This is a genomic window from Bacillus seohaeanensis (assembly GCF_042684945.1).
In the GTDB taxonomy this organism is placed as follows: Bacteria; Bacillota; Bacilli; order Bacillales; family Bacillaceae_B; genus Rossellomorea; species Rossellomorea seohaeanensis.
This window is the reverse complement of sequence record NZ_JBHUMF010000031.1, coordinates 320,027-334,337: the sequence shown is the minus strand read 5'-3', so window position 1 is coordinate 334,337 and position 14,311 is coordinate 320,027. Positions and strand designations below refer to the sequence as shown.

General features: G+C 37.4%; 16 protein-coding genes. 4 read left to right on the top strand and 12 right to left on the bottom strand.

Annotated features, from left to right (window positions below):
• Window positions 1-13: 13 nt before the first annotated feature.
• From ACFSUL_RS14955 to ACFSUL_RS14935, 5 genes are all read right to left on the bottom strand, one after another.
• Window positions 14-466, bottom strand: coding sequence for a DUF3888 domain-containing protein (locus ACFSUL_RS14955; protein WP_377936723.1), 453 nt, complete (start codon window positions 464-466; stop codon window positions 14-16).
• 208 nt (window positions 467-674) lie between these two features.
• Window positions 675-1,844, bottom strand: coding sequence for a TraB/GumN family protein (locus ACFSUL_RS14950; protein ID WP_377936721.1), 1,170 nt, complete (start codon window positions 1,842-1,844; stop codon window positions 675-677).
• A gap of 150 nt (window positions 1,845-1,994) precedes the next feature.
• Window positions 1,995-2,444, bottom strand: coding sequence for a hypothetical protein (locus ACFSUL_RS14945; protein ID WP_377936719.1), 450 nt, complete (start codon window positions 2,442-2,444; stop codon window positions 1,995-1,997).
• Window positions 2,416-2,721, bottom strand: a complete 306-nt coding sequence (locus tag ACFSUL_RS14940) for a hypothetical protein (protein ID WP_377936717.1) — start codon at window positions 2,719-2,721, stop codon at window positions 2,416-2,418. Before ACFSUL_RS14940 ends, ACFSUL_RS14945 begins: the two co-directional genes overlap by 29 nt.
• A 145-nt stretch (window positions 2,722-2,866) precedes the next feature.
• On the bottom strand, window positions 2,867-3,433 hold the full coding sequence (locus ACFSUL_RS14935) for a hypothetical protein (protein WP_377936715.1): 567 nt from the start codon (window positions 3,431-3,433) through the stop codon (window positions 2,867-2,869).
• 235 nt (window positions 3,434-3,668) lie between these two features.
• Between ACFSUL_RS14935 and ACFSUL_RS14930 the strand changes: the two genes are divergently transcribed.
• Window positions 3,669-5,012, top strand: a complete 1,344-nt coding sequence (locus tag ACFSUL_RS14930; protein ID WP_377936713.1) for an MATE family efflux transporter — start codon at window positions 3,669-3,671, stop codon at window positions 5,010-5,012.
• A gap of 72 nt (window positions 5,013-5,084) precedes the next feature.
• Here ACFSUL_RS14930 and ACFSUL_RS14925 read toward each other — a convergent pair whose 3' ends face one another.
• The 4 genes from ACFSUL_RS14925 to ACFSUL_RS14910 are packed head-to-tail and all read right to left on the bottom strand — an operon-like array spanning window position 5,085 to window position 7,583.
• Window positions 5,085-5,747 carry an HAD hydrolase-like protein gene (locus tag ACFSUL_RS14925; protein WP_377936711.1) on the bottom strand — a complete coding sequence of 221 codons (663 nt, stop codon included), beginning with the start codon at window positions 5,745-5,747 and terminating at the stop codon, window positions 5,085-5,087.
• A gap of 41 nt (window positions 5,748-5,788) precedes the next feature.
• The gene (locus ACFSUL_RS14920; protein ID WP_377936709.1) at window positions 5,789-6,007 is read right to left on the bottom strand and encodes a hypothetical protein; all 219 of its coding nucleotides are present in this window, start codon (window positions 6,005-6,007) and stop codon (window positions 5,789-5,791) included.
• A gap of 21 nt (window positions 6,008-6,028) precedes the next feature.
• Window positions 6,029-6,733, bottom strand: a complete 705-nt coding sequence (locus tag ACFSUL_RS14915) for a hypothetical protein (protein WP_377936707.1) — start codon at window positions 6,731-6,733, stop codon at window positions 6,029-6,031.
• A gap of 4 nt (window positions 6,734-6,737) precedes the next feature.
• Window positions 6,738-7,583 (bottom strand): ATP-binding cassette domain-containing protein, encoded by an 846-nt coding sequence (locus ACFSUL_RS14910; protein ID WP_377936705.1) that lies wholly within the window; start codon window positions 7,581-7,583, stop codon window positions 6,738-6,740.
• An 894-nt stretch (window positions 7,584-8,477) separates the two neighbouring features.
• On the opposite strand from ACFSUL_RS14910, the gene ACFSUL_RS14905 reads away from it, so the two are divergent.
• Window positions 8,478-9,050 carry a DUF6434 domain-containing protein gene (locus tag ACFSUL_RS14905; RefSeq protein WP_377936703.1) on the top strand — a complete coding sequence of 191 codons (573 nt, stop codon included), beginning with the start codon at window positions 8,478-8,480 and terminating at the stop codon, window positions 9,048-9,050.
• A 29-nt stretch (window positions 9,051-9,079) separates the two neighbouring features.
• On the opposite strand, the gene ACFSUL_RS14900 is transcribed toward ACFSUL_RS14905, so the two are convergent.
• Window positions 9,080-9,460: a hypothetical protein gene (locus tag ACFSUL_RS14900; protein ID WP_377936701.1), complete on the bottom strand. Its 381-nt coding sequence runs from the start codon at window positions 9,458-9,460 to the stop codon at window positions 9,080-9,082.
• Between the two features lie 315 nt (window positions 9,461-9,775).
• Here ACFSUL_RS14900 and ACFSUL_RS14895 point away from each other — a divergent pair, with 315 nt between their 5' ends.
• Complete coding sequence (locus tag ACFSUL_RS14895; RefSeq protein WP_377936699.1) at window positions 9,776-11,149, top strand: M28 family peptidase; 1,374 nt, start codon at window positions 9,776-9,778, stop codon at window positions 11,147-11,149.
• 54 nt (window positions 11,150-11,203) lie between these two features.
• Window positions 11,204-12,415 (top strand): M14 family zinc carboxypeptidase, encoded by a 1,212-nt coding sequence (locus ACFSUL_RS14890; RefSeq protein ID WP_377936697.1) that lies wholly within the window; start codon window positions 11,204-11,206, stop codon window positions 12,413-12,415.
• Window positions 12,416-12,582: 167 nt separating this feature from the next.
• Here ACFSUL_RS14890 and ACFSUL_RS14885 read toward each other — a convergent pair whose 3' ends face one another.
• Window positions 12,583-13,569, bottom strand: a complete 987-nt coding sequence (locus ACFSUL_RS14885; RefSeq protein WP_377936695.1) for a glycerophosphodiester phosphodiesterase family protein — start codon at window positions 13,567-13,569, stop codon at window positions 12,583-12,585.
• A 266-nt stretch (window positions 13,570-13,835) separates the two neighbouring features.
• Window positions 13,836-14,111, bottom strand: a complete 276-nt coding sequence (locus tag ACFSUL_RS14880; protein ID WP_377936693.1) for a hypothetical protein — start codon at window positions 14,109-14,111, stop codon at window positions 13,836-13,838.
• Window positions 14,112-14,311 lie beyond the last annotated feature (200 nt).

Genomic DNA, 14,311 nt, shown 5'->3' with positions numbered 1-14,311 from the left:
GGTCCGTCCCTCGTTACGGTGAAGTGTTAAATTCCTTTCTATTTTCTTTTAAAATATGCTTCCAGTGATTTGGTAGCTTGTGGTCCTTTATGTGTTTATATTCTTTTAGTTCAACATTTCCTCCTCCCTTTACTCGAAAAACGATGACATCTTCTCCTACTGTGATATGTGGACCTATCACTGGGTGTAGTCGGAGTGATAGAAGAAAATCAAATGATCGATATTCTCCGATTCTTTTTATTTTTACAATGTCGATCATATAAGGATAAATCATTGGTTGCTCTGTTAGAGAATTGGAGTAAAATTCATGAATTTCTTTTTCAATATGAGGCATTAGCAACGACACAAAAATATCGCTATACAATTCTTCCGTCGACTTTTCTGGTGGGTTGTTATTTGTCTTTGCATAGGAGGGAAAATGGACGAACACAATCATCAGACAGAGGATAATCACTGTTTTCTTCAAATCAATCTCTCCTAAAGCTTTTACTCTTATCTTTCTTGAAAATAATTGATTCATGTGTGGTAAATAATGAATGAAAGCATAATGAAGATTGAATAATTAATATGAATATAGACAAAGAAATAGCATGGTTACTTCTATACGAATAACCATGCTATTTCTTTGTTGTGATTTGCATATTCAGAGGTCCGTCCCTCATTACGGTGAAGCATTAAAATATCTTTTGGATGAACATACGGACAACGTCGGCTCCGCCAAGGAATGTTCCTAGGCTACTTCCTATATTGCTCAAGACGACAACGAGTAGGATACGGGTTACTTTATTGCTCCATAAACCTTTAATGGAAATAACAGCATCTGACAGGTTTTCAAAGTCCCGCACTTTCGGTCGGCGGATAAACGCTTCGACAACACCTGCTACCCACCCCGAAGCCATCAGCGGATAAAGCGAAGTGATGGGAGCAGCAACAAACGCTGTTACAATCGTGAGCGGGTGTCCAAATGCAATCGCAGCTCCAATAGCTGAGAGTATTCCATTCCATAATATCCAGCTCATCGTGAGATTAACCCCAACATCCGGGTTTGCGTAAAAGGTATAGCCGATAATTCCAAGAATAAGTATTGGGATCATCCATCCAATTATTTTAGGAGCTTTCGATTTCGCAGGTCGTTGAGATAATGCTTTTAAATCATGGTCTTTTTTAATTTCTTTTGTAATCCCAGGAACATGTGCAGCTCCTAATACAGCAACAACCTTATCTCCTGGAGCTTCTTTAATTTTCTGAGCTAAATACTGATCCCGTTCATCGATCAACGGAACCTTTAATTTAGGAAAAGATTCCGTAAATTCCTGCAGCATAGCGTCAAGCATATCCTGCTTTTTCATTTTTTCCAGTTCTTCTTCTGTAATATCCTCTTTATCGAAAATACTATAGATAATTTGCATTAGAAGCTTGGCTCTTCCCCCAAGTCCGACACCATGCCAAATGCGCGCAAAAGTCACTTGGATATTCCGATCAGCTAATACTAGATTTGCCTCTATTTCTTTCGCTGACTCAATCCCTTGAATCATTTCTTGGCCAGGATTAATACCAAATTGTTTTGCTAATCGTTTTTGAAAAGAAGAGATAATAAGATTCATTAAAAGAAGTGTTGCTTTCTTTTCTTTAATAACCTTAAAGATGTCCATTTCCTTCCAACTAGTACCTTCTACAATAGATTGATACCTTGGTTCGTCTAATTCAATACAAACAGTGTCTGGTCTTTCTAATTCAATAAGTTCCTTTACTTGTTCAGCACTTCGCTTAGATACATGCGCTGTGCCAATAAGAATAAGCTCTTTCTCATCTAAGGTTATTCTTGTAATGTTTTCTTCCGACATAAACTGACCTTCCTTATAAAAAGATGTACGTGATATTCCTATAGAACAGTTTATCACGGTTACGCTTAAAAAGTCTGCTAGTTTTGTCCAAGTTATCCCAAAATTGTTACAATCTTTTCTAATACATTCTAAAAAAGGAGTATTTTTAATCTACTGGTATCTTTCCAAATCCCGCTCACTCAAAAACATAATATGCTCCACTACTTCATCGCTAGTAAAACTACTTCCATTTAATGTATGGTCTAAAGACTTCTCTCTTCCATTCACATTAGAGGGCATCCACCCAAAGTAATTCGTTGGAGTTGGAATAAAACGTCCCAAAATGGAGTCAGGATGAGTACTTTTTTCGGATGAATTAGAAGTAACTAGATAACTTGCCCACTCCTCTGGTAGTTTCAAGACACCATATGTTTTATCACTAAGTTCCACGCTATGCTTTAACAATATCCCTGGTTGGTATAGGTGATTCCCGTTTGAAATATGATAATTTCTTTCTTTTAGTAAATAAAAATTGATGGATTCCAGTTTATCACTAGGATGAATATTCCAAGCAAAATGATAGATAGATGGTTTATCGAGGTCCCCGAGTTGACGATCCATGAAGCAATCTCCATTTGTTATTTTTCCATTCCCAATAGCTCATTCCATATTTATTATTCTTGGTAACATAGGGAACAAAAACATGCCGCTCATCCAAAAAGACTTTATCCTGAATCGTCTTCACCTGAACCCGTCCCATCCTACTAGTAATCTCTTTTGAAAGAGCTTTGTCCTTTAGAAATGGTTTTGGGTCTTTGTAATAGAACCAATATACAAGACCAGACAGCAATACTAAAAAGCACACGAAGATTATAAGGAACGGCTTTCGTTTACTCATTCCCCCACCCCCTTGTCCTTTAGAAATGACTCGTTACTCCGAAAATAATATTGCTTCCCTTCTGAAGAAATTAATAATCCTTTTCCGTCTTTTTCCACAAAAATGAGTGGGGAAAGTCCGCTTCCAAACTTTGGATCTGTATCACTCAGATAAAAAGGAAATCGTTCCTCTTTCTTTGTTCCGTCAGGCAACGTAGCCTCTCGATGCCAAGCCATGCTTCAAAACTTTTCCTTTTCATGTTGGGGATTTCTGTTTTTAATTTGTTTTTATCTAACAACACTTTTGTTGCTGATCGATGCGTAACAGAAACACTGCTTCTTTCTATATTATTTACATAAGTAGAAACGTGATCTTTTGGATAAAAAACATTATGTAAAGGGATGGTTATGAATGTGGCAGTCAAAAAAATAAAATTTGCCCAAAAGCCAAGCCAGGCAAACGTACGATAAACTTGCCAACGCCCTTTTCTTTTAAACCACCAACAAAGTATCCACACCCCTAACGGCAAAATCGGGAGTTTTACTGGTGTATCCCATAGAGTAAAGCCGAATGTAAAGGAAAATAAACCGACCAATACAATTATGATAGCCTTCCAGATAATTGGTTTCTCCTCGCCCTTTCGATAAATGCTAAAAAATAAAAATGCTATTAACCCCCATGACAGTAATTGAAGTACCATCCCAATGAGGTTAAAATCCAAAAAATTTGCCATACAAACCTCCTTCACTGCTAAAACTACTTGCTCTCGTTGAACAATTATTTTTAGACAACCTAATTATTAGCAGAAAGCAATACCCCTAGATTAGTAAAATTATAGAAAAAATACAAGAAGTAATCTAAATTGAGATGGATTAAAAGATCGCCCCTTCCATGAGCATCTTCTATAAGAATTAGCTGCTACTATGCTAAAATTAAAAAAATGAAACGTTTGGAGAAGGAGATTTTCTATGTCGCAACAAGACTTCACACAGGGGAGCATTTGGAAACAGTTGTTTCTATTTTCGACCCCGATTTTATTAACGAATCTTTTGCAAGTATCCTACCAATTCATTGACAGTCTTTGGGTTGGGAATTTGTTAGGTGCAACGGGTTTAGGTGCAATCGCTGTATCTAGCACCGTCATTTTTACAGTTTTATCCTTTATTATCGGAATTAATAATGCCACATTGACGATTCTTTCTCAGCAAAAAGGGATGGAGGATAAAGCCGGATTAAAGTCGTTCTTAAATGCATTTGTTGTGCTACTAACATGCATGTCGATTGGGCTTGGTTTAATAGGCTTCTTTTTCTCAGAGAGTATTTTAGTGTTACTTGGGACACCTTCTGAAATGCTGCAGGAAGCAAATTCTTACTTGCAAATTAATTTTATCGGCATCCTGTTTTTATTTGGCTATAATTTTATTGGAACTGTTCTTAGAGCACTTGGCGACAGCCGAACACCGCTTCGATTTGTGCTACTAGCAGTAATGTTAAACACGATTCTGGATCCTCTGTTCATTCATACATTTGGACTTGGAGTCGAAGGCGCTGCCTATGCAACAATTATTTCACAAGGTGCCGCATTTCTTTACGGTATGTTTTTAATTATCCGCAAAAAACTGATTCCACTAACAAAGCCTTCCGTTCCAAAATCGGAAGAAGTGTTGTTAATTTTAAAGCTTGGAATTCCTGCCGGTTTGCAAATGATGGCAATATCTGGGGGCGTGATGGCAATCATGAGTGTTGTTACATCGTTTGGCGAAGGAGTTGTCGCAGGATTCGGTGCTGCCCAGCGTCTTGATAGTGTCATTATGCTTCCGGCGATGGCACTCGGAACTGCCGTCAACAGTATGGCTGGACAAAACATTGGTGCAAAGCAAATGAATCGTGTCCACAAAATCGCTTTTTACGCGACGTTTTATAACTTAGCAATTATGCTTGTTATTGCATTACTTATCGTACTGTTTGCGCAATTTGGTGTAAAACTTTTCATCCAAGACGAGAATGCAGTCGAATTCGGTACACAGTATTTACAAACAATTGCCTTTTTCTACCCGTTTCTAGGCATTAACTTCGTGTTAAACGGAATCGTTCGAGCAGCGGGAGCAATGATACAAGTATTAGTATTGAACATCATTTCGTTCTGGGTACTCCGTTATCCGCTGACTTATTTATTTGCAAAATTGTTTGGTGACAACGGCATTGCTTACGGAATGGGTGTTAGCTTTGTAATTAGCAGTGTTATCGCCTTTTTATATTATCGGTATGGGAAATGGAATCAGAAGGTGTTATTTGAGGGTGAAAAGGAATAATCGAAAGATAGCCCCCTGCTTTTCTTCGTTCAAGCAGGGGGCTACTTCATTCCTATACGAAAAAACAAAACGTTAAAAGCCATTTAAGTCAGAGATAATAGCTTTTAATTCATTCAAATCTTCTATTACAACGTCAGCCTCTTTCATCTCCCTTGCTTGTGCGAAGTCAAAATCACACCCAATGGCAACCAAACCATTTGATTTCGCAGCATCGATATCGGATAATCTGTCACCAATTACCGCTCCCTTTTCAAGATTATATTTTTGTAAAATTTCTCTCACTAAATCGGCTTTATTTTGCGAATGAATTTGTTCGATACTAAATGTTTCCGTAATCCAATTGTTTAATTCATAGTGCTCTGTGATTGCAGTTAGATAGTCTTTTTGCCCGTTGCTTGCAATGAATAAAGCATAATTGTTCTCTTTTAAAAACATAAGTACCTGCTGAACATTTGGATATAGCTCCCCGTTTCCTGCCTTAATATTTTCTATTAGTTTATCTTGGAAGAAGTCATTTGCCATAAAACGAATTTCATCGGAATGGTGTGGTAATAATATTTCCCAAACTGTCTTTAAAGGTACTCCCATTATTTCTCGATAGTTCTCTATTGGGGTCTCTTCTTTCCACAAGCCTTTGTCTCTTAAATTAGTAAACGTTTCTTCCAGTGCCATTTCTAATATTTTATTTGTTTGAAATAATGTGCCGTCCATATCAAAGATTACTGCCATTGCCATTAAACCTCTCTCCTACTATACAAAAATTAAATTTCATCGACTTAGTTTAACACCCAACCATCAAGTAATAGAAGAATTCCCCATACTACAGCAATTGCAGGTCCAACAATAAAGAGCCCAAATAAAAGTGATTTCAATGGTCCGAAAAAAGTCTGGTTCGAGTTTTCCTCGCTCTCCTCCAATTTCGTGTTGATGGACTGTAAAGATTGATTGATATTTTTTAATTCATCTAGTATTTGTTCTTCTGTGTCTTTTTCCATTAGCCATCCCTCCATTTGAACTCATTTTTCTAATTTCATAAACAGCTTTTCAATTACAATGAAACTTACAATCAGGTAAGTTAATACTCCTAAAACACTGAACCAAAGTGCTCCCCCAATAGTGAGTTGATCTCCAGCATTTAAGTAGGTAAGTACATTTGTGACAGGCGGGAATATTAACAAAACCCATTTTAATAAAGGTATCTTGTCTACAATTCCATTGTGAGCAATAGAAACAGTGACAACTAATGCAGATAGTAACCAGGAGTAGCGACTTGCACTAAGGTGGGTTGCAGAAATAAAAGCCCCTACTACTACACCAAAGCCCCCTAAACTAACATGACTGTAGAAGGATAATCCGTAATGAGCACTATTCATTTCCCTAGCAAAGCTTTGCATTATTAGTGGGTACAAAAGTCCAAACAAAAACAAACAGAAAGTAATGAGCATACAGATAACAATTTTTCCTCTTATGTACGTTTGTTTTCGGTTTAATTTAGTATATAGAATATGTTTTTCACTTATTTCTTCTAAAGAAAATACGGTCACACTAACCCACGTCATGATAATAAATAACGCCAAGCTTGTGGTGGCGTAACTGCTTAAAATGGGTACACCACTATATGTATAAGTAAGGATAACCCATGCTATATAACTAGCTACAGGAGCAATAAACCGGTAGGATCTTATGTAACTAATAAATTGATACTTAATGAATCCAATCAATCCATTACCTCTTTTCTTTTACTTCATGAATAGAAAATCCTTTTTCTATTAAATGTATAAGTAACGTATCAGAAAATACTGACTCGACTGTGATGAAGACGGTGTGATCGCCTTCCCAATAAGCATGGATTATGTTTTTATTATCTAAATGTTTCTTTGCTTTTTTAGCATATGCCTTGATTAACATTATTTTCTGTTGGCTTTTTTGCTTTTGTTTCCTCGTAATTTTTCCATTCTCTAAACCGAAAACTTGATGTGCAATTCCATCTATTAGTAAATTTTCGTGAGCAGTGAAAACAATTGTACTGTTGCTTTCCAACTCCAGCTGATGCAATAGCTTCTGTTGAGAAGAGAAATCTAGCCCCGTCAAAGGCTCATCCAATACCATTAAATCGGGAGCCGCCATTAAAGCTTGTATAATACCAACTTTCTGTTTTGTCCCTTTTGAACAACTCTTTAAAGGCATTTCAAGGTAATTTTCTACATGGAAAATTTCTGAATACTCCTTAATCTGGCCAATAAGATCGCTTCTTTTTCTTCCACTCATTTCTCCAACTAGAAGTAGGTACTCCATCATTTTAAATCGGATATTTGTGGGAAAATGTTCAGGAACGTAAGCTATCTTTCTAGTACTTCTGTTTACTTTTCCTATTGTAGGCTCATAAATGCCAGCAATTAATTTCAATAGACTGCTTTTACCCGAGCCATTCTCTCCAACAATCGCTACATTTTCTCCTCTGCGTATTACTAGATCAATGTTTTCTAAAATAGGTATTCTTCCAACTTTTTTTGTGGCATTAACAGACTCAAATAAGATAATAGTGCTCAAACCTTTCAATTTCTTTATCATCTTCCGACAGAATCCCCCTTCCTCAAGGAATGTGAAAGGCGGTAGCCCAATGAGTAGGGAGGGGATGAATGTCAGTTGACGTTAGCCAAAGTTGTCGAACAACAAGAACGTATGTGCTATAATTTTCTTGTGCAGGTTGTTCTTTGAAAACTAAAGATATAGGGTTGTTGCAGGAAAAACGTCTGCAACGTAAAATCTTCAACGTTCCGTCGTCCCACACTCACCGAAGTAGCGAAAACCAAGCAAAAGTAGGGAGTGTGGAGAATCCAACGTACAAGATAGTGAGTAATAACCGCAGGAGCTGCGGGGTTAACCTGCTAAAAAACTGGTAGATACACTAGTGTTCGCAGGAATCCCCCACTTCAAGCGTTAGCTAAGTGGGGGTAGTTCAATTCATCAAAAATTTGTTATCTCCAAGACTGCACACCCTTTTCCATTCTTCGATGATCCACTAGTATGAAAAAATAAAACCCTGATACTACAAAATAGAGAACTGTTTTAACATTGATATTGCTATAAAAAATTGACTCTACTAAGTTCAAAATACTGATTAAAAATGAAATTGTTATGAGCCAAAACCAAATTTTGTTATCCAATAATTTCTTTAGCATTAAACATTTCAACCTTTCCATGTTTGCACAACCAATACTTTACAGGTTAATTTTACCATAAATACAAAAAGGCTAACATATAAACCTTAGCTATTTTTGTAAAGTTTGTTGGTTGGTTGTGTACAAGGGACCGTTCCTTTCACCTATTGCCTTTGCCTTCCACACTTTATTTCTATAGCTAGTTAGAAAATATGGAAGATAAGGTTATATTTGTATATAATTAGATTGATTAATAGGAACGTTTGTTCTAAAATATAACTAAACATATATGGAGGTGTTACCAGTGAGGCCTAATCTCACAAAAGATAGTAATGTTCAAGATTTTAAAAATTTTTATTGGTTGAAAGAAGAATTGCAATTATTTTGTAGAGAAAATGGTATAAGTGCATCTGGTTCTAAAATAGAGATTTCAGATAGAATTGAAACGTTTCTTCGAACAGGAGAGGTAAAAAAACCACTTAGAAATTCAAAGGCTAATGTGAAACGACAAACACAGGATAAACTAAGTCTTGATACAGTGATTACGGAAAACCATCGTTGCAGTCAAGATGTAAGAGCTTTTTTTAAGGAAGTGATTAGCCCTAAATTCCATTTTTCTACCCATATTCAAAACTATTTAAAAAACAATGTAGGAAAAACATATCGTGATGTTGTAGATGCTTGGTATAAAGAAGAAGAGCGAAAAAAAGACCCATCCTATAAGAAAAAAATTGCCCCTCCATTTGAATATAATCAATTTATCCGTGACTTTTTTGCTGATCCAAAAAATCAAGGAAAAAAACGTGAAGAAGCAATTAAAGCATGGAACACGATCAAGAAGCTTCCTGGAAGTAATAAATATACGCCCAATAATTAACTTCAACGGTACTATGGAATAGGTTTCAATCAATCCTTACTTCGTCTCAGCTTTTTTAAGATTGTTGAGATGATTCCCTTGGATTGGCTACTCATTATTGTTGAATTCGGAAAGATTGTAACGAATATCTTAGCCACTTCGCTAACAGAAAAGGTTGGGTTTTCAATAAGAAATAGTTCTCTATCCTCCCAATGAACTTCACAACTGCCCCCATTTTCTTTGAGCTTCTTTTCTATTACTTTATCCACATTATTTTCAGCCTCCTCCCTGCTCCATCCGTACTGGTCCATTAAACTAGATTGATATCCATCCTCAAACTCAATAATGATATATTTCCCTTCCATGTGAAGGTTCTTTTCTTTCCGAATCTCTACTTCAAACCCATCTGCTTCAATAGAAATTATTGTCATAAACATCCCTTTCATTTTTTTATAGTATTCCAAAAAAACGAACACATAAACCATTTTGAGATTAAATTAATTTTATTAACTTATGCTAACTCCCTACCTAACACCTACAAAATCCCATTACCGAAAACAGTAAAATATCCTTATTTTTCCGCGCCTTCTATAGGATTTCGACACCTTTTGCAATGATTTGTAGGTTAATAGGTTGGGTTGTCGCTTCGGCAACTCGTTTTTTGTAGGAAATTGTAAATTTACTGAATATTCTATTAATGTAATAATAGCATGGACTTAATAAAAACTCAGAAGGAGGAATTTTATTTGTACCGTAAAACATTTACAGCATTATTAGTTGCTGGACTTGCTTTAAGCTCCAGTGGGTTACCGGCCGAGGCGGGCAACAAACCAACCGATAATCCATCAGCACATGCTTTTGACAACAAAGTAATTAAAAAGATCAACGTAGACAATATGTACAATAACATCGCTAAGTTATCAGCACAGCCCCGTGAAGCAGGTACGGAAGGAGAGTACAATGCCGTCCAGTACATAAAGAGCCAATTTGAGCAGCTTGGCTACGAAACAGAATTACAGCCGTTTACGTTTCCAGAGTGGGATGGTGGAGATTCTTCCATTCTATTGAATGACCAAGTGTTCGATGGCGGTGTACACACATTTAGCGGTTCTGTTAATGGAAATGTAACCGCACCTCTCGTATACGTTGGACTCGGTTCTACTGAAGAAGTCAGCAATGATGTTGAAGGAAAAATTGCTTTAATCGAAAGGGGATCCTATTCCTTTTACGATAAAATTCAACATGTGTTAGATAAAGGGGCAGTCGGTGTCATTATGTTTAATGGCGATGGAAATACTGGCTATCAATTCGGCTCTGCCTATGAAGGACAAGATATCCCGGCTGTTGCCATTTCACGAGAAGATGGGCTTAAACTAGTAAACCGTTTAGAAAACGAAAATGTTACCGCAACTGTTAACGTCGAAAATGCTGGGAATGTCGATAAGACTTCCTACAATGTTATTGCGAAAAAGAAACCACATCCAAATAAGGATACTGGTCAAATTACAATGATTGGCGCACATCATGATTCTGTTCACGGAGGACCAGGCGCAAACGATGACGCATCAGGCGTGTCGGCAGTACTTGAATTAGCGAGAATAATGGCGAAAACACCTACGGATACAGAGCTTCGATTTGTTACATTCGGTGCCGAAGAAAAAGGATTGGTTGGCTCTTACCATTATGCAAGCACATTGAGTGAAGAAGAAGTCGAAAAAACCGTTGCCCATTTCCAATTAGATATGATCGGTAGCCGAGATGCTGGTGACTTAATTATGTTTACACCAGATGGCGAAAAGAACTTAGTAACTGACTTTGGTGCAGCTGCTGGTGCAAGAATTTCAGAGGTTGTCGAATACGGACAATTAGGTCGCAGTGACCATGTTCCTTTCTTTGAACGAGGAATTCCTGCAGCGCTATTCATCCATGCTCCACTTGAACCTTGGTATCATAGCCCTGATGATACTCTAGATAAAATTAGCAAGGAAAAATTGCAAGAAGTGGCTGAAATTGTCGGAGCAGCAGTTTATCAAATTGCACGACCGGATACCCCTGCGTTGGAAAATGCACGAGTTGCCCCTGGTCCTGTTGATTACGAGTATGATGATCGTCCATTATAATACAATTTTTATTTTTAAAATCTATTAATCTTTCATTAAATGGAGAGTGGTCACATGGAAAAGAAAAAGTTCCTTACAATTCTAAGTTCGCTTGCACTCAGTACAAGCCTTGCTATTCCAACGTTTGCGGCTGGAAATCACCCTGGCACACCTGAACAACAAACATACTCAAGTGTTGGATTTACTGATTATGCCCAGTTGCAAAATAAACTAGAACAAATTGAGAAAAACAGTCAAGGTCGAGTAGAAGTTGAGGTTGTTGGCAAGTCCAATCAAGGACGAGATATTTATCAAGCAAGAGTTGGAACAGGAGAGAAAGTAATTTTGATTGAAAGCGAAATCCATGGAAATGAAAAAACTGGAACAGAGGCTCTACTGAATATTCTTCAACATTTGGGCTCTAGTAATTCGCCAAGTGCCAAAGAAATCCGCGAAGAAATAACACTTGTCGTATTACCGAAAATGAACCCTGATGCATCGGAATTAGACCGAAGAGGAAACGATATGACATGGGATGAAGTCGTCGAAGATTTTCCACAACTGGCGGATGCGGCTAAGCCATCATGGAACTATTACTACGCTGAAAACCGTCCTAACATACAAGGCGATGATTACACGACGCAACCAGGATTTGACGTAAATCGTGACTTTAATCCAAACCTGGATTACATTCCTAGTCCAGAAGATATTCCTGGCTCCTCTGACCAACCTGGTTGGTATATTACTCCAGAAGCACAGACAGTTCGTGATGTGTACAAAAACTTACAAGCGGAATTTGGCAATGTGGATGTTTTTGTAGATTTACACCATCAAGGACTTTATTATGTAGAAGGTACAGATAATCCGGTTACCCTTTCCTTATCAGGGCAATTTGTACCGAATCCGAATAGTGTGGAAGGTGAAAAATACGCAGAATATGCCGATAACTATAACTATGACTTTTCACGTCAACTTAATTTAGCTGCTTATGATGCAATTCAATCCATGGGTAACTCACCATTCGATAATATTACGCTTTACAGTCAAGGGCTCGATCTCCCTGGGACTGCATTGGGTTCCTTCGCTTTAAATGGTAGTGGTACAGTATTATTCGAAGTAACTGGTCAAACACATAGCATGGGACAAAAGAAAAAAGGTATGCTGGTTAAAGCAGTTGAAACAGGATTAAACGGTATTATTGAAGGAGTAGCGGATGATTCTGTTGAAAATCTGGATGCTGAGAGATATGAAGAAATTCCTAGAACAGCTTATTCACCAGGGATATAGAAGATAGCAAAAAACAGGAGAGATGCTAATCCCTAGGCTGCTGAAAAAATAACGTTTTAAAAACACAGAAGACTTCCATCAATATATAGAAAATTAAAGAAGGCAAACACCTATATGCAGTAGGCCATTGCCTTCTTTTTCTCTGTAAACGGACTTTTTCAATGCCCTCACTCTGTTCCTTCTCTTTTATACAACGGTGCAATCCTATCAATTCGATTTGTCCAAATACCACCAGTATACTCATCCGGAAGTTGTTTTATATCGTCAACGGTGTCAAACCCTTCTGACCATTTTCCGTTTCCTCCTACTACGATTACCCGTGTATCAACAGCATCCATTCGGTTGAGGAACTTATCTGGCCACCCCCACATCAATCGTGCAAACTTCTCTGGAATATGTAATTGCGTTTTTTCGCACGCAGCTGGAACATGCCCTGTCCATCCCCCTGCCAAATAAGGAATCAAGCAACTTTTCAATGTAGCTCTGGACATAACCCGAAGATCTGGAAGTTGATTTTTTAACGAAGCAACTGGTCGGTCTCCTCCGTAAACAGTTAATTGACTTAACCTCTTTTCCGATAATTTTGAAAGGTAATGTGCTAGTTGTTTTCCCTCTTCGGGATCATCACTTTTTATATGAATTAAGAATTCCCCTTCTGGAAAATCGGATAAGACTTCGTCAAGGGAAGGCATTAACCCTACACCTTTGCCACGGAAAGGAAATGTTTTGCCATTATCTGCGGTGTAGCCATAACCTATGTCCACTTTTTTCAATTCTTGCATTGTATAGTCTTGCGTTGTTCCCTCTACATCTGTTCGACAATCCAATGTCCAATCATGAAAAACAGCAAATTGTCCATCTTTCGTAGGCTTAATATCTAATTCCACGATATCAGCACCTGCATCAAATGCCGCTTCCATTGAAGGGATGGTATTTTCTATGTACGGATGCTCCGGTTCAAATATACGTTCGGCTGTGCATGTATCTCCTTCAATTCCTTCCATACTAAAGGTTTGTCCAAGCCCGCGATGAGCAAGTAACAAAGGGTCTCCACTACGATCCTTTGTAAAAAGGGTTGTGTTATTTAGGAACATAAATATACCTAGCAGGAGAAGGAATATTGCTAGTCTTTTTAATAGTTTTTTGAATTTCATCTTGGCGTCCTCCGCTACTAATCTTATACAATCTAGTCATTCTTTTATTTAGGAGCTTTTCTCATAGATTATTGTTCTCATTTATAAATTTTGCCCGTAGTAGAAATCAACTCAATAGGTTCAACTTCGTTTTCCGTTAAAAAGCCACAATTTTTACGGATACAGCCTTTATTTATGACAAACAATTCACTAGTTACTGTATAATAAGACCATGAAAAGCAAAAATGGTCAACCAAGAATGTGGTCAACCCAATTATGTTTATTACTCAACCTCTCCGTTCTTGAACCTCAAGGGAAAGAAAAACAACTAAACTTGACAGGAAAATTCCTAAGCCGTACGTAAAGAATCCCGCTGCAGCCCACCCTCTTACATAAGTCATTCCAAGAATTAACATCGCTGTTCCACTAACAAAAAGGATAATTGGAAAGGAATAAGCAGCACTTCTTTTAATCATTTTTCTGCCGTAAATTCCAATCCAAAAAATAATGCCTATCAAGTAGAGACATGTAACTAATAATTCACTAGTAAACAATGCACTCAAACAATTCACCTCTTCTTACACTATAGAGAATCCTGATTTCTCTATTATTTCTTCTGTTAAATAGTATTCTACAAAACTTACGATCATCCCTTTTTCTTCCATAATAGTAGAAATGATATTGGTAACCCTAATAACAGCTATACTTATTTTGTCTAAATCACGCCATTTTTCCTATCACAAAAGGAGCTGCCGCAACAGCT

Bases quoted from the DNA above. Each gene is read 5' to 3' on its own strand.
- ACFSUL_RS14920 (WP_377936709.1), bottom strand. From the start codon at position 6,007: ATGGAAAAAGACACAGAAGAACAAATACTAGATGAATTAAAAAATATC.
- ACFSUL_RS14910 (WP_377936705.1), bottom strand. From the start codon at position 7,583: ATGATAAAGAAATTGAAAGGTTTGAGCACTATTATCTTATTTGAGTCT.
- ACFSUL_RS14945 (WP_377936719.1), bottom strand. From the start codon at position 2,444: ATGGATCGTCAACTCGGGGACCTCGATAAACCATCTATCTATCATTTT.
- ACFSUL_RS14935 (WP_377936715.1), bottom strand. From the start codon at position 3,433: ATGGCAAATTTTTTGGATTTTAACCTCATTGGGATGGTACTTCAATTA.
- ACFSUL_RS14885 (WP_377936695.1), bottom strand. From the start codon at position 13,569: ATGAAATTCAAAAAACTATTAAAAAGACTAGCAATATTCCTTCTCCTG.
- ACFSUL_RS14890 (WP_377936697.1), top strand. From the start codon at position 11,204: ATGGAAAAGAAAAAGTTCCTTACAATTCTAAGTTCGCTTGCACTCAGT.
- ACFSUL_RS14930 (WP_377936713.1), top strand. From the start codon at position 3,669: ATGTCGCAACAAGACTTCACACAGGGGAGCATTTGGAAACAGTTGTTT.
- ACFSUL_RS14940 (WP_377936717.1), bottom strand. From the start codon at position 2,721: ATGAGTAAACGAAAGCCGTTCCTTATAATCTTCGTGTGCTTTTTAGTA.
- ACFSUL_RS14950 (WP_377936721.1), bottom strand. From the start codon at position 1,844: ATGTCGGAAGAAAACATTACAAGAATAACCTTAGATGAGAAAGAGCTT.
- ACFSUL_RS14925 (WP_377936711.1), bottom strand. From the start codon at position 5,747: ATGGCAATGGCAGTAATCTTTGATATGGACGGCACATTATTTCAAACA.
- ACFSUL_RS14900 (WP_377936701.1), bottom strand. From the start codon at position 9,460: ATGACAATAATTTCTATTGAAGCAGATGGGTTTGAAGTAGAGATTCGG.